This window comes from Arthrobacter sp. NPDC058192 (assembly GCF_042883665.1).
GTDB lineage: Bacteria > Actinomycetota > Actinomycetes > Actinomycetales > Micrococcaceae > Arthrobacter.
Genome location: NZ_JBHVVJ010000001.1, coordinates 415,747 through 430,142 on the forward strand (window position 1 = coordinate 415,747; position 14,396 = coordinate 430,142).

Annotated in this window: 10 protein-coding genes and 1 tRNA gene; 6 read left to right on the forward strand and 5 right to left on the reverse strand. The window is 62.5% G+C overall.

Features of this window, described 5'->3' with window-relative positions; all coding sequences use genetic code 11:
- Positions 1-188: 188 nt before the first annotated feature.
- Complete coding sequence (locus tag ACFVVK_RS01980) at positions 189-3,008, reverse strand: LamG-like jellyroll fold domain-containing protein (protein ID WP_390262667.1); 2,820 nt, start codon at positions 3,006-3,008, stop codon at positions 189-191.
- Between the two features lie 534 nt (positions 3,009-3,542).
- On the opposite strand from ACFVVK_RS01980, the gene ACFVVK_RS01985 reads away from it, so the two are divergent.
- The 4 genes from ACFVVK_RS01985 to ACFVVK_RS02000 all read left to right on the forward strand — a co-directional run bounded on the left by ACFVVK_RS01985 (position 3,543) and on the right by ACFVVK_RS02000 (position 8,069).
- On the forward strand, positions 3,543-3,995 hold the full coding sequence (locus tag ACFVVK_RS01985) for an adenylyltransferase/cytidyltransferase family protein (RefSeq protein WP_390262670.1): 453 nt from the start codon (positions 3,543-3,545) through the stop codon (positions 3,993-3,995).
- Between the two features lies 1 nt (position 3,996).
- The gene (locus tag ACFVVK_RS01990) at positions 3,997-5,478 is read left to right on the forward strand and encodes a glycerophosphodiester phosphodiesterase (protein WP_390262673.1); all 1,482 of its coding nucleotides are present in this window, start codon (positions 3,997-3,999) and stop codon (positions 5,476-5,478) included.
- A gap of 147 nt (positions 5,479-5,625) precedes the next feature.
- Positions 5,626-6,801, forward strand: a complete 1,176-nt coding sequence (locus tag ACFVVK_RS01995) for a glycosyltransferase family 4 protein (RefSeq protein ID WP_390262675.1) — start codon at positions 5,626-5,628, stop codon at positions 6,799-6,801.
- Entirely contained in the window at positions 6,798-8,069 is a 1,272-nt protein-coding gene (locus tag ACFVVK_RS02000) for a hypothetical protein (protein WP_390262678.1), read from the forward strand. The genes ACFVVK_RS01995 and ACFVVK_RS02000 overlap by 4 nt, the downstream gene beginning before the upstream one ends.
- 156 nt (positions 8,070-8,225) lie before the next feature.
- On the opposite strand, the gene ACFVVK_RS02005 is transcribed toward ACFVVK_RS02000, so the two are convergent.
- On the reverse strand, positions 8,226-8,984 hold the full coding sequence (locus tag ACFVVK_RS02005) for a CDP-alcohol phosphatidyltransferase family protein (RefSeq protein ID WP_390262681.1): 759 nt from the start codon (positions 8,982-8,984) through the stop codon (positions 8,226-8,228).
- Complete coding sequence (locus ACFVVK_RS02010) at positions 8,981-10,243, reverse strand: O-antigen polymerase (protein WP_390262684.1); 1,263 nt, start codon at positions 10,241-10,243, stop codon at positions 8,981-8,983. Before ACFVVK_RS02010 ends, ACFVVK_RS02005 begins: the two co-directional genes overlap by 4 nt.
- A 411-nt stretch (positions 10,244-10,654) precedes the next feature.
- Here ACFVVK_RS02010 and ACFVVK_RS02015 point away from each other — a divergent pair, with 411 nt between their 5' ends.
- On the forward strand, positions 10,655-11,434 hold the full coding sequence (locus ACFVVK_RS02015) for an SGNH/GDSL hydrolase family protein (protein ID WP_390262686.1): 780 nt from the start codon (positions 10,655-10,657) through the stop codon (positions 11,432-11,434).
- Between the two features lie 14 nt (positions 11,435-11,448).
- Here ACFVVK_RS02015 and ACFVVK_RS02020 read toward each other — a convergent pair whose 3' ends face one another.
- Entirely contained in the window at positions 11,449-11,883 is a 435-nt protein-coding gene (locus ACFVVK_RS02020; protein WP_390262689.1) for an acetyltransferase, read from the reverse strand.
- Between the two features lie 322 nt (positions 11,884-12,205).
- On the reverse strand, positions 12,206-13,603 hold the full coding sequence (locus ACFVVK_RS02025) for a sugar transferase (RefSeq protein WP_390262691.1): 1,398 nt from the start codon (positions 13,601-13,603) through the stop codon (positions 12,206-12,208).
- Positions 13,604-14,183: 580 nt separating this feature from the next.
- On the opposite strand from ACFVVK_RS02025, the gene ACFVVK_RS02030 reads away from it, so the two are divergent.
- Positions 14,184-14,257, forward strand: a tRNA-Gly gene (locus tag ACFVVK_RS02030).
- The last annotated feature ends 139 nt before the right edge of the window (positions 14,258-14,396 follow it).

Genomic DNA, 14,396 nt, shown 5'->3' on the forward strand with positions numbered 1-14,396 from the left:
GTCGTCGGGGACTGACCGGCGGATGAAGGCGCGGAGAATGTGGACGGGGAGGATACGGACGTGGCATTTGGGCTTCCGGGGGAGGTGCAACTGGTGGCTGCGGAGACCGCAGCCACCAGAAGCATCATTCCCATGGCCCGTGAGAGACCTTTTTTCATGGGATGTTTTCTTTCGAGAGCTGTTTTTGTCTAGGCGTTGGGCTCGAAGTTCAAGACCAGCGCCGGCTGCCTGGCTGCTGCGGCTTCCCGCGAGAAGAACCACATGTTGTCGGTTCCACTCCCCTGCAACGACAAGTTGATATCGCCCGCAAGGGCCGCCGAAAGCGCGGCCGCGTCAAGACTGGCCGTATAGGTTGCGTTCGGCGCGGTGGGACCGGCAAAGGCTCCGATCTGGGGGCCATTGGTTTGCGGACGGTTGGTGTAGTTTGTCGATGCCTCCGACCAGTCACCGGTCATCATTACGGTCTGCTGCACGTCGGCCGAGCCGGCGTAAGAGTCTCCGGTGGTCCTGAACCTTAAGGACGCTGACGCCAGGTGTTGTCCGTCAGGCACCTGCGAGGACGCGTTGAACCTCAGGTAGGTGATGTAGGCCGGTGACCCCCTCGTGGCCAGGGTAGCCAATGAACCTGACACGTTATTCGGAAAGGCCTCATTCACATAGGTGTCCGCCGTGGGCGTCAATGTGAGTGTGACCGGCTGGGGCTTCGGAGCCACGGTGGCGGTGGCTTCGTTGGACGGACCGCTGACATTGCCGGCCGCATCGGTGGCGAGAACCTTGTAGTAGGACGTGCCGGCCGGACGGCCCGCGTCAGTCCAGCTCAGCGTGTTCCCGTCCACCGTTGCGACGCGGCTTGCAGCGCTCGGTGCGAACCCGCTCGTCGCAGACCTGTGGACTTCGTAACCGGTGACGCCAACATTGTCGCTGGACGCGCCCCAGGAAACTGCCACATCGCTCCCTTTGACGGCGGCAGCAACTCCGGTAACAGCCGCCGGTGCCTGGGTGTCGGGAGCGGGTGCCGTTCCGATCGCATAGTGCTCGCTGACCTGCGTGGGCGACAGTACGGTCGGGTAGACGGCGAACTCATCGAGGGATCCGGCGAAGTAGTTGCTGGTGGGGCGCAGCGGCCAAGCGTTCATCTGATCCCCGCCCAGTTTCCACGATCCCCAGTAAGACTGTGCCGTGGTCTGAGTCGGCAACGCGCCGATCAGGTTCCCGTCAACGTAGAACTTCAGGCCATCGCTTCCCTGGGTCCCAACTGCGTGGTGCCAGGCGTTGTCGTTGTACGGAGTCAGCGTCGTTACGGTCCTCGCCCCGTTCACATAGACACCGAACATCAAGGTACCGGCATCGGTCATGTAGAGCTGACGATCGTAGTTTGAGCTCAGTCCCGGGTTGGTGTTGAATCGATTGGGCTCTCCGTTACCGAAGCCGAAGATCTTTCCGCCCCGGGTGGTGTTGGTCTTGAACCAGACTTCTGCACTGTAAACGGCGGGCGCTTGGCCACGGTTTTGGCCGAAGGCGAAAGCGCTTGTGCCGTTGAACGCGGTGGACCGGCTCCCGTCATTGGCGATGGCCCCCGTGTCACCGGCAAATGTCGGACCGCCGTAGGTCAGTTCCAGGTTGTTGCCGGGCGAGCTGTCAGCGCCCACCGTCGGGCCGGCGTTATCCAGCCGCCAGTAGGTGGTGGCTCCGGCGCCAAGGACAGCCGCCGGGTAGGCTGCGTTGCTGCTGGCAGTGGTTACAGCCGCGGACCCTGACAGCGGCCCGGGGTTTGTTCCGTCGGTAGCCTGGACGCGGTAGGTGTACCGCTGGCCTGGAACAGCCGTTTTGTCCGTGAAAGACACCTGGCCAGTCGACCAATACAGCGAGCTCGCCTTGACGGTGCCAAGTGCGGTCGCCGATCCGTTCCGGAAGACGCTGTAGGTCAGGTCGGAGTCATCGTTGTCCAAGCTGGCCCTCCACCTGACCTGGTTTTCACCCGCCCGGAGGCTTTCCGCACTGACATTGCTCGGTGCCGAGGGTGCCACTGTGCCCGGGCCGGGGCCGAACCGCGTCAGGCCCTGCTGCGCCTTGCCGTTGGTGTTGGTGAATTCTCCGGCGACCCACAACACGTCGTTGGAGCCCTTCGTGGTGTGTACCAGAGCACGAGGGCCAATGCCTTCGCCGATCCCGTCATTCAGGGCCGGGCTCCAGCCGAGCTGCGGTGCGGGGTTGTCAACGCTTTGTGCAGCAAGGTAATGCCGCGAACCGTCCGCCGCTTCATTCATGCTGCTGCAGTCGTGCTGGTGGTCCGCGACGTAAAGGACGCCGGCGTAGATATCGAGGGCCTGTGTCGCGCCGAGGCAGGTGTCCCGCCAGACCTGGTCATAGGTATCCAGGCTGAAGCGTGCGCGGCCGTCGAAGACTCCGCCGCCGGTGCCTTCATTGCCGATATAGAAGTACTTTCCGTCATTGATGATGGTCTTCGTGACGGAGGTGGGAGGAATGAAACCGGCGCCATAGGTGCGCACATTGGCGCCGGTCGTGGCGTCGACCACTGCGACCGCCTGGGAGGCAACGCCGTTGACGGTCGAGAAATCGCCGCCGATAACGGCGACGTTGCGGCCTTCGGGAACGGTCAGTGCGCGCCCCGGGGCATTGACGACCGGGGCCCACGGCAGCAATGCCCCGTTGCGGTCCACTGCCGCGAAACGGCTGCGGGCCTCAGAACCCACCGTTTGGAAGTCGCCGCCAAAATATACAGCCGAGTTTGTGGCCGCGATTGTCCGTACGAATGAGGAGACCACGGCGGGCCGGAATGATGTGTCCACGGTGCAGCCCGGAAGACTGATGGCCGCAATGCGGGTCACGCTGACACCGTTGATGTTGCTGAACAGGCCGCCCACGTACAGTCGGGTGCCGTCTGGGGTAACGGCCAAGGCCCGCACGGTTGCCCCGGTGCCGCCGGTCGCGGACAGGGCACAGGAGGTCGGATTCCCGGTGTACGCGTCAAAGGCCGCGAAGTTCACGGCGCTTTTCGACTGCGTGCTGCCGGCGGCCGTTCCGGGCGGCCGAATCTGGGTAAAGGTTCCGCCGGTATAAACAACACCATTTGACTGCGCCAAGGCGTAGGACGTGCCGTTTGTTTGCCAGGTGGGGAGATCGTTGGCCGCGAAGGCCACTCCCGGGGATAGGGCTTGGGCAGGAATGCTTGCCGCGATTAAAGGTGCAACCGCAAGTGCAATTCCTGCCAGTACTGCTGGGATCTTTTTATGCATGGACTTCCCCCCGCACGTAACGTGAGTTTCAGGGCTGAAACTAGGAAGATCCAATCAGCAAAATCTAACCGCTGGAACGGTTGCTACTACTGGCTTTTGCACTCGCCCCACTTGTGTTGCTGAGGCCAGCACTTGCTTTTTCCATTGACCCACTCAATTCTCAGGAAATAGCTTTCCGTCAGCGCACCGCCCCCTCAGCATGTAGTTGGGGGGACCAGCCCGCGCCTCGATTTTCGGCTGGTGCCTATCTCCAAGTCGGCATCAAGGAAAGAATCGGGGTTCGCCATGACCGTTCGCATTGGCTACGCATCGGGTGTCTACGACCTGTTCCATATCGGGCACCTGAACCTTTTAAAGCATGCCAGGGAACATTGCGACTATCTGATCGCGGGAGTCGTCACCACGGGTGCAACCATGCGTCAGAAGAGCAAAGAGCCTGTCGTGCCACTCAACGAACGCCTCGAGATTGTCCGGAACATCCGGCTCGTCGATGAGGTGGTCGTGGACGACTTTGTTGACAAGGTGGACGCCTGGCGTGCCTTCGGCTTCGACGTGTTCTTCAAAGGTGACGACTGGCGTGGAACGGAAAAAGGCAACCGCCTCGAGGCGGGAATGGCGGCAGTCGGCGTCGAGGTGGTGTACTTCCCGTATACCGCGCACACCTCCAGCACCATGCTTCGGCGGGCCCTGAACTTGCTTGGCGGCGGCATCGACGATATCGAGTCGTTAGAGGCCTGAGATGTATTTCGCTGACAACTCAAAGCTTCCAGGTAGGAGCCGCGCCGAAGCCGCGGCTGATGCCGAATTCCTCTCCCGACGCCAGGCCATCGCCCTCGGGGCATCGGGACTATTTCTTGCTGGCTGCAGTCCGGCGAAACCAGCCGCTCAGCCTCCTCCCGCCAACACGATAGCGAGCTTATTTGGCCAGAGCCCTTTCTACGTCGCTCATCGAGGCTCCGGGGACAACTGGCCAGAGCACACCATGCGGGCCTATTCCCAGTCGGCAGCGCAGGGCGCTCCAGCTCTGGAGGTATCTGTAAATGCGACTCGCGACGGGGTGCTGGTCTGCCACCACGACAAAGATGCCCTTCGATCCACCGGTCAAGACCGTCAAATAGCGGAGCTGAACTATGCGGAGCTCAGCGGCCTCCGGGTCGATGCGCGCGCCTGGCTCGGTCCGGCGACGGCCTTGGAGCCCATTCCAAAGTTGACAGATGTCCTCGACCGCTATGCCGCGTCACACGTGATCTTCATCGAAGACAAACAAGGCACCAACACCTCGAGGCTGCTTGACATCATGGACAGCTACCCGGCGTCCACAGACCATTTTGTGTGGAAGCAAGCGGCGCCTGCGCTGCAAGTCGGCGCCGCGCAAAAACGAGGCTATAAGACCTGGGGGTATTTCGGGGCCAGTGAAATGCCGCGGCTGGAGGAGCTGGCGTCCCGGTTCGATTACCTAGGGGCCTACCATGCGTTGGATGACGCGGCGATTCACAAGGTTGTGGACTATGGCAAACCCGTGATCTGCTGGGAAGTCCATACCCGAGCCCTCCGTGACCGCGTGACCGCCCTCGGGGTACAAGGCTTAATGTGCTCAAACATCCCTTATGTCATGTCCTCCGGCGCTGCCGACACCCGAGATCGGTTCGCCACCGGGACCCGGTCAGCCGGCGACCTTCCGTGGACAACCGAACAGGGCTGGGACGTTCAGCCGCGGATCGACGCCGGATCCGCTTCGGTGGTGCTGGATCGAAGTCAAATCTCCAGTTACCGCCCCGGCTCGATGGCTCCCATCCAACGGGAAATCCATACCCTTCGCTTCGAAATGTGCTGGCCGAGCGAACTACCGTCGGACCTGTTGCACGCCGGGGTGGCCTTCGGTCAGGAGGATGACACTCCCTATCGAGTGTTGGTGCCAAGCGCAGTTGGCGGCTATCACCTTGTTATCCGCCCCAATGGGGAGCTCATTCTGCACCGACGCGATCCCGGGGATCCCGCCGGCACGCGCCTAAACACGATCTCGACAGCGCCGGTGCGCGCCGGCGAATGGATGCAGTTCAAGATCGACGTGTCACCGCCCTCCATCCGGTTTTCCAGGCTCGACGGCGCAGGCTGGTCCGGAGTAACGATGGACCGCAAATATCGAGGCGGCTACTTCAGCCTTTGCAAGAACTATCAGGACCCCGTTCCGGTTCAGTTCAGGAATCTCTCTGTCACTTAGCCGCGGCGCCAGAGAACCGGTAGGGCTTCTGTTTGGGCAACCGCAGTCATGGTCGTCGGGCCGAGGGTCCGTGGGACGGTCTCCGGCCTCCGCGAGCACAGCCCGCGCGCTGCATGATTATCAAAGCCGCAATCTGGAAGGGAACTGATGTCAGGGTTCGAGAAAGACAAACCATCGGCGATACGGGCGGTGTGGATCTCTGGCGCCTATGGGTATGGTGGCGAGCTGTTGTACTTCCGCGACATCTTCGCCGAGTTCAGCCGCCGGTTCCCGGCCGGGATAGTTCCAGTGGCACGTGATTTTCCCGCCGATCACTATCCGGACCTCCCACTCGCACCCATTCTTGGTTTCCACCGCTTTGGCCGTGTCCGCAGGACTGTCGGCGGCGTCCCCTATGTGGGGGTCCGCCGTATCCCCACCGTCGCCTCGTGGTGGCGACTTTTCCGACTCCGGGCCGACGTCTTTATCCTGATCGAGTTCAGTCCGACGGCGCTCGTAGGGTTCCTCGTGGCGAAGCTGTCGGGGCGGCGGACTGCGTTGCTGATTGAGTCGGACCCACGGTACCGCGGGGCCCCCGGTGGAAGGTTGAGCCTTAGCATCAAGCGCATGGTTGTCCGACGGGTCGATACCGTGTTGTCCAGCAATCAGATCGGGGCCAGGTTCCTCCGGGAGGTGCTCGGCGCAGATCCCGACAGAATCACCGTCGGTCCTTACCTGACGTCCCTTCCGCCCGGCGCGGACGCCGGTGCTGCGCTGCGGAAAGAACACGGGACGCGAATCCGGCTACTCTTCCTAAATTCCGTCACGGACCGCAAGGGTCTGCTGCAGCTTGTCCAGGCGCTGGAAGCACTACCGGAGGCAGCAAGGGAACGGTGGGTCCTCGACGTCGTCGGTTCCGGCAGTGGGCTGGAGCCGGTCCTCGTAGCGGTGCAAGCTCTGGGGCTTTCGGAGAATGTGATCTTCCATGGAAGAGTGCCGTACGAAGAGACCGGCAAGTATTATGCCGGATCCGACCTTGTGGTGTGCCCGACGCTGGCAGACTATCGTTCGCTGGGAGGTTTCGAGGCGGTCAACGCCGGCAAGCCGGTGCTGGTGTCCTGCTACGACGGGGCACATCAGGAGGTTCTAGCCAGCAGCCCTGCCGCCTTCCTGATCGATCCGCGCGACCGCCGCGGGTTCACCGAAGTGCTGGAACAGCTGCTCCTCAACGAGTCTGCCTTGCGCGGGGCCCAGCATGCGGCGGCCGCCGTGCCGTCCCCCTTTTCAGTAGAGGGCGTCGGCAGCAATCTTCAGCGTGCCGTGCTTATGGCAGTCAACGCATGAGGCGCCGGATCGGGCCCCTGCTGCGAACGGCGGCAACCCGGCCGCTATTCCTCGCCCAGGTATTCACGAGCGTTTCCGGCGCCTGCGCCATGGTGATGGCAGCATACTTCCTGGAACCCCGCCAGTTCGCCGAATTCGCACTGCTGAATCTGGCGGCGGTGACACTGGTAGGCCTGGTCCGGGCCTTCCTTTTCCAGCCCGCCCTAATTCAGTACCGGCATGATAAGCAGGCCTTGGTTCCGTTCCGCTATGCCCTGGGTGGTGCCTTCATCGCCGGTATCCTCCTCGCCGTTTCGGCGCTTTTGTTTGCGGCGGCCTACTGGACTTGGCTCCTGGTGCTGGCCGTCAGCGGGATGTTTCCAATCCTGCACGACTGGCTCCGGTACCGGGCAATGGCCCTCGACCGGCGATGGGATGTCGCCATCTCGGATCTCGCCAGGCTGGTGCTGGTGTCCGGTTCCCCGCTGGTATTCCTTCTGAATGCCGACCCGGTTTTCTATCAGGCCTATCTAGGCCTGTCGCTGGTTCTTCCCATGCTCTATCTGCGGATCCGGCTCCCGGTGTTGCAGTCCTTCACGCCGCTGAGGAGCTACTTGAAGCCGGCATCGCTGCAGTTGGCCGATTATGTCGCTGGACAGTTCAATTCCACTGTGCCGCTGATGGTACTCGGCGGACTGGGCGCGTCATACCTGATTGGAGGTGTCCGGTTCGCCCAGACCCTGCTGGGCCCGCTGAACCTGGTCTTCGCCGCGAGTACGGTCAACTTGATTGCCGATGGCGCGAGCAAGGAGACCCACGCCGACACCGGCGACTTGATCCGGCAGGGCCGCAGGCTCGCCCGCATGCTCGGGGCGCTGGCCTGCAGCTGGGTCCTGGCGCTCATCATGCTGGCATGGCAGGGAGGGTTCGAATTGGGAGGCCTGCGCAACGAACAGCTGCTCATCGGGCTCATCCTCGTGGGCACCCTGACGCTGGGCTCGGGCTGGGCGGGGATCCACGCTATCGTGCTGCGGCTGCTGCGCCGTCAGGGAACGGTGACACTCGGCCGCATCGTGCTGGTGGCAATCACTGCGACCGCGTTCATCACCGGCTACCACCTCGGTGGAACCGACCTGAGTCTGGCGGCCGGATTCGTCGCAGGTGCACTGGCCAGCCCGCTGACCTTCGGCATACCGGCGCACCTTACCTACCGTTCGCTGCTGCGCCGCCAGGATGCCCTCCTGCGGGCAGACCCGCAGGAGGGCGCAGCGCTGGAGCAAATCCGCTAAGACCCGCGTCGAGCCTTTCACGGTCCGCGACTCCGACCGGGTCGGCGTCCATGCTCGCCCGGTCTCGGGGCAACTGGTAGCGGGGTTATCCACGGACCGCGGATGCCGCCGCGGGGCGGCCTGGCCCCGTGAAGCGGCGCACTTGCGGGACGCTCCTTAGCCCATTCTCGCCAGAGCACGGAAACATTTCGCCACGTACGCCACGCCAAACAGGCAGTGGGAGAACGCGACTGCTGCATAGATACTCAGAAAAATCCCCACCCACGGCACCGTCACCAGCATGAGGCACGTGACACCGTAGTCGACGGGCAGCATCAGCGCAGAGCGCCTTAGGGAGCCTCCGGTGCCACGCTTGTCCGCGGTCAGCGGAGGCGCCGAATGCCGGCTCAGTTGATCAAAAAGGGCGCCTGCAAAGAAAATTATGGAACTGGCGAAGAGGAACACTCCGCAAAGAACAGCCACCGGCAACGTCGGCAGCGTGGTCGTACGGGTAAGAAAGCAGAAGACGGACCCATGCAGCATGACGATCCTCCCGCTGTCCAGCACGTGATCCAGCCATTCACCCAACCTTGAACTGCGGCCTTGGAGCCTCGCCAGCTGACCATCAGCTGAGTCGAGGATGAAACCGACAGCGAGAATCACACCGATAAGTGCCGACCCCGGGTCAGTGCCGGCACCGAATGCCAGCCACAGCAGGGCTCCGTAGGTGAGGACCGCGCCAGCCAGGGTGACATGGTTGGGCGTGAGCGCGCTGTTGCGGAGCGCAGCTGCGACGAGACGGCCGGCGGGTCGATTGATGTAGAGGCTGTAAAGGGGGACACCCTTCTTCGTCTTCTGCGCCGCGCGCAACTCATTGAAGGACTGCGCGAAACTCGGCTTTCCCGTCACGCGACCCACAAGGTTATTCGTGCTCATCTTTTGTCACCAGACTTTCGATTGACGGCCGCGGTAAGGCACGCGACGGCGAGGGCAAGGACCATGAGACGACTCATCGATTGCAGCAGGGAGCCCCGCAGCAGGATGAACATGTAGCCGGCGAGGATGGATACCCCGAGGTAGCCGACCGCGTTCGCGGACACTTTGCCCGCCCCGAAGCCGGAATCAAACCTTCTGCTCACCAGCCCCAGCAGCGCCAACGTAACGACGACACCTGGAACGCCGAAATTGATCCAGGCTTCGGCCCACAACGGGGAAGAGAGGTTGACGTTGGCGCTGCCCATCCATAGCCCGACTTCAACACCGCTGTCGAGCGGCTTAGTGGGCCAGATGACGCGCGGAACCCAGAAAAGCACGGGGCCCAAAAACTGGTATCCCCACGCGAAGCCCGCGTCCCCGGTGAAGCTGAGGGTGTTTGCGAGCATACTGAACTGGTCGTAATCCTTTGTCGAAATCATGTGCCACACCGAGTCTGCCTGGAGCACCGCATCGGTCCCGGCTTTTCTGCGGGTGACATCACTTAGCGGAAAGACCAGAATCGCAGCCAGAATGCCACCGATGATCGCCAAATTGAATAGGGACTTGCGGAACCTGATCAGGGGCATGATTAGCCCGAAGAGTACGGACAGAGCCCAATACCGTGAATTGGATATCGGGTTATTGACGATCAAATTCATCACGACCAGGGCGGCCAGGAGGAAAGCGTCAACCAGGTTCAGGGAATGGCGCATCAACCGCAGGACGTGTATGTAGAAGATAAGCGCCACCAGGCAGCCGACGGACCCAAACGCAGAGACGATCGCGCGGATCGCCTGTCCGCTGTCGGGGCTCAGCTGGTCCAGCGCCTGGCCCGCTTCCTGCCGGCTGGCGAAGAACACGCCGAGTCCGCCGACTTGGACGACGTAGATCAGCCCCCCAAAGATGGCGACCGCGGCAAAGACCCTTAAGGTATCGATGCTGCGCAGCGTCCGCGACGGCGCGGGCCGGTCCGCGTGCCGGAAGAGGCGCAAGTTATAGGCAATGTCGAAGCTAAAGCATCCAAGCAACGTGACGGCGGTGGCGGCCTGCAGGGTCGCGTCATCGACCTGACGTGCGAGCATCGTTGACGCGCCGGTTGTCAGTTGGGCCAGCGGGACCACACCCATGCAGATGTACACGAACATCCAGAAAACGCCGGCGACTGGGGTAACCGGCTCCCTCCACAGAATGGCGCTTATACGGACCGACGCGTACAGCACTACCGAATATCGTAGGAGGAAAGCTGTATCCGTGTACGGGGCTTCCGAGGTCACGCGAAGGAAAAGCGGTATGACGACCGCGAAACCCAGAAAGGCCAGGATGGACAGACCCGCCCTCAGATGGCCCGGTAGGCGCACCGGGCGCCGTAGGTCAGTCTTGGCCGGCATAGGTCTCCTCCCGTTCTGAATACGGCAGAATCCCCGGAAGGGGAAAGGCGTTCCGTTTGCCTCGGCGGATGGCCCCGGCCCGTTCAGTACTCCTCGGAGTCAGCACGGCGGCCGTGTCGGACACGGCCAGCGCCGGGCGGCAGGTCCCGATTGGTTTGCCACCCATCAACCGGGCCCGCAGGGACCTTGGTACCTTCTGCATACAGTTGCCCCCCACGGGTATGTTGCCGGTAGTCTTTGCGAATGGATCTTCTGAAGCGCATCGCACCGGACAGATCATCCTTCGCGTTCCGTCATGCGAAAGAACTGGGATTTGGCCTGCTGGCGGTGGCGGCAGTCATCGTTGCGGTGCTGGCGCTGACTGCGCGGCCCGGCGGAGTCGGTACCTCTCCCGTTCCCGTTCCCAGTGTGCTGGAGAAGAGCCGGGCTAGGGTCCCCAATGTGGACATCATCGGCGACGCCTACGTTGCGGGCGCGGACAAGGGCGGGTTGGGTGCGGCCAACTGGACCAAAATCGTCGGATCGCGATTCTATGAGCAAGGCCTGCCGGTGGCCATAAACGTCATCGGTCACCCCGGCGCCGGATACACCGTCAGGGGCCCCGGCAAGTTCACTTTCGCCGAAGCGGCCAACACCAGCCTGCGCTCGACGGCGGACCTTGTCCTTGTCTTCGGGGGCAGGAATGACGGCCCGCAGGAGGCCCCCAACATGACGGCGGCTGCGAAAGACCTTTACGCCCGGATCCGTGAGCGCGCACCGCAAGCGAAGCTGCTCGTGGTTGGCCCGGCCTGGACGGACGCGAAGGTGCCCGATTTCGTAGCCAGCAACAGCCAGGCGATCGGGGACGCAGCATCTGCGGCCGGCGCGGACTTCATCAGCCCGTTGAAGGAGGGCTGGTTCTTCGGCGCCGACTCCGCGCTCATCGACGCCGACGGAGTCCATCCCACCGACGCGGGCCATCAGTACCTCGCCGAGAAGATGTACAACTTGATTTCCAAGGACCTGGCCGCGGTTTCTCCGTAATGTGCCTTGTCCCGTCACCGGGCATCGTCTTCCCGGAATCGCTCCCTGATCACGGCGGGTCCGGCGGGGCGCCCGTACACGGCGTTGGCAGGGACCGCTCCGCGGACAACCGTCAAGGGCTCCACCACAGCTGACCGGCCGATGTGAGCGCCGCCCAGGACCATGCATCGCGAGGTCACCCACGCGCCGTCGTCAATACGCACCGGCTTCGTGATCAGGCCCATGTCTGTTCGTGCCCGGTGGCTACCGGTGGTGATGAAGCATTCCTGCGAAACCACCACGTTGGAACCAATGAAGACGTCGTCCTGGTTGTGGAACCACACTCCTTCGCCGATCCAGCACCCCGAGCCGATGTGCAGCTTCCACGGCAGACAGACGCGGGTGCGGGGCCGGAAAGTGATGCCCGGGCCGATCTCGGCTCCGAAGGCCCGCAGCGCGGCGACCCTCAAGCGCGAGCTTATCTGCCACGGATTGGTGACGAACAGCAATTCACAAACCCGCCACGCATAAACTACTGCCCGGGGCTTGCCCCACGACTCGCCCGCACCGGGCGCTTGCGCCAGGTCAATTACCGGTGGTTGATTCCAACTGCTTCCGGGACCCGGTGCTGGAAATGCGGACATTAGGACACCCCGTTCGGCATTCGAGCGAACGATTGCGCCGCCGCGGCAGATTTCATCTCGCCGAAACTGCCGATTAACCCACCAGCCCCCGAAACAAGTGTGGTCATTGCACTGCCTTTCCGTTCATACCTCAGAGACCTTCAGACGTTCAGTAAGCTCCTACCGGCTTGACAAGCATCTTGGCCGTGCGCCAAATGATTATCAGGTCGCCGGCGAGTGACCAGTTCTCCACGTAGTACAGGTCCAGGCGGACGCTGTCCCGCCAGTTCAGCTCGGACCTGCCATTGATCTGCCACATGCCTGTCAGCCCCGGCTTGATGTACAGCCGGCGGAGGACCTTGTGCCGGTATTTGTCGACCTCGCGCTGCAGCGGGGGCCGTGGCCCGACCAGACTCATGTCGCCCTTGAGGACGTTCCAGAACTGCGGCAGCTCGTCCAGGGAGTATTTCCGCATCCACCGGCCGACCCCGGTGACTCGGGGATCGTGCTGCATCTTGAACAGCACACCGGCGCCCTCGTTCAACTCCAAGAGACCGGCGAGGTCGTCCTCCGCTGTTTCTACCATGGAGCGGAACTTCAGCATGCTGAACTTCTCGCCACCGCGGCCCACCCGCTCCTGCCTGAAGATGACTGGCCCCGGGCTGTCCCTCTTGATCAGGACTGCAAGGACTATAAACACCGGAAGGAGAGCGACCAAAGCGGCCGCCGCCGCGACAGCATCAAATATTCTCTTCACGGCATGTTTCGCGCCGGAATACTGCGGCAACTCCACGTGCATGAGGGGAAGGCCCTCGACAGGCCGGGAATGGATACGGGGACCAGCAACGTTGGTCAGACCAGTCGTGAGAATTAACTCGGTGGACGACTGCTCCAGCTGCCAGCCCAGTCGCTGGATGTAGCGGGCGCCGCCTTTCACCGGTCCCGCCACGACCACTGCGTCCGCGTCCACGGAAGCCACAGCGTCCACAACGCTCCGCTCGTCGCCCACTACCTTGAAGATCTGGCCGGCCTGCGTGAACGAGCCAGGGCGGTCCGCGCCGGTCAGGGCGACGCCCACGACCTTGTATGCGGCACCCGACTTCTTTTCGATTTGGCTGACGACGTACCGGACGGCGTTCGGTTTGCCCAAGACGATGACTCGGGAAAGGCAATGCCCGTGGTCCCGCTGCCGGGTCAGCCATTGACGCAGGCCCCATCGTGCCGTGAGCAGTCCGATCAGTCCGGTCGGGAGGGCAAGGGCAAAGAACCCCCGGGAAATGTCGATGTTCAAAACAAAACAGAACAAGGCGACCAAGGCCAGCAGCATTGCGCTCGCACTGACGACGCGTTTGTACTCGTCGATGCCGATCCCCACGATCCGTGCGTCCCTGCTTTTATACAGACCCAGAGCCAGCATCCAGGCGACCGCGATGACTACGGAGACGTACAGGGTATGAGTCTGGAAACCACCCAGTTCGACCACACTTGCCGTATTCAGGCCGAATCGGGTCAGATGGGCGGCTGCCGTCACGGCGGTAATGACCAGGGCATCTGTTGCGATGATCAAGCGGCGGTATCGATTTGCCCAGCGCACGCCCTCACGTCGCGCAGTGCCGACCAAACGCCCCGACCTGACGGACCTGAAATCCGGAAATGTTAATGCGGGCGAAGGGAGGGACAGTGTGGGCCCTGACGGCCCTTGACGTCGGGCCGGCATGCCCATGGCCGCCCCTGGTCGAAAGTCGGCGTGAACCGCCGGTCGCTGTTTGAGCTCACTCATGCATCCCTCCGCTGGCTGGCAAGGGACCGATCAGTCGGGCGTGTTCCTGCATTAAGTCGGCGAAGCCCACCCTTTGTTAAGAAGGGAGGGCCCACCGTCAGCTTCTGGTCATCCATAGCGAGACCTTCTAATGACTGGGTTGGTTGTGGCCTTCCCTAGTTAATTTGATGGCCTCCGGGTGCACACGAGTGTGCCCTACCCTAATTCGGTTTGTGGACCACTCGAGATCCACGCCGCTAAGTGGGAGTGAATACTTGTTTGCGTTACTTGCAGACCCCCGGTGTCGCGATTCCGAGATGTCCTCAGACTGCGGTAGTGTAAGTCTCGGTGTTCACAGGGCCAGGTCCAGCATTTTGGACCATCCCCTGCGGCTGTAGCTCAATGGTAGAGCGCTAGCTTCCCAAGCTTGATACGCGGGTTCGATTCCCGTCAGCCGCTCCAATCGCTTCCTCATCCGGGGTTCCACGCCCGGCATCAACTCCACGCCAGCCGGTTCCGGCCATTCCACCCTCTCGGCCATTCCGCCCAGCAGTTGTCCTAATACGGCGCAGAAATCCTTAAACGGCGCACGAATCTCGCC

Excerpts from the sequence above, each read along its gene's own strand:
- ACFVVK_RS01985 (WP_390262670.1), top strand. The coding sequence starts at position 3,543 with ATGACCGTTCGCATTGGCTACGCATCGGGTGTCTACGACCTGTTCCAT.
- ACFVVK_RS01990 (WP_390262673.1), top strand. The coding sequence starts at position 3,997 with ATGTATTTCGCTGACAACTCAAAGCTTCCAGGTAGGAGCCGCGCCGAA.
- ACFVVK_RS01995 (WP_390262675.1), top strand. The coding sequence starts at position 5,626 with ATGTCAGGGTTCGAGAAAGACAAACCATCGGCGATACGGGCGGTGTGG.
- ACFVVK_RS02000 (WP_390262678.1), top strand. The coding sequence starts at position 6,798 with ATGAGGCGCCGGATCGGGCCCCTGCTGCGAACGGCGGCAACCCGGCCG.
- ACFVVK_RS02005 (WP_390262681.1), bottom strand. The coding sequence starts at position 8,984 with ATGAGCACGAATAACCTTGTGGGTCGCGTGACGGGAAAGCCGAGTTTC.
- ACFVVK_RS02015 (WP_390262686.1), top strand. The coding sequence starts at position 10,655 with ATGGATCTTCTGAAGCGCATCGCACCGGACAGATCATCCTTCGCGTTC.